Genomic DNA, 201 nt, shown 5'->3' on the forward strand with positions numbered 1-201 from the left:
GACCATCTCCAGGGTCAGCTCGTCGTGGTTGCGCAGGAAGATGCCCCACTGGCAACGGGCCGGGATGGCGGGGGTCTTGGCGAGGATCTCGGAGACCGGGTAGCGGGACTCGCGGCGTACGGCCATGAAGATGCGCGGCATCACGGGGAAGTGGAACGCCATGTGGCACTCGTCGCCGCCGGCCGCGTAGTCGCCGAAGTA

Annotated in this window: 1 pseudogene; it reads right to left on the reverse strand. The window is 67.7% G+C overall.

The window, feature by feature from the left end:
• Window positions 1-201: pseudogene (locus tag IF37_RS40630) on the reverse strand (trehalose synthase); the annotation flags it as partial.

It is taken from the genome of Streptomyces sp. NRRL S-31 (assembly GCF_000718775.1).
Taxonomy (GTDB): domain Bacteria; phylum Actinomycetota; class Actinomycetes; order Streptomycetales; family Streptomycetaceae; genus Streptomyces.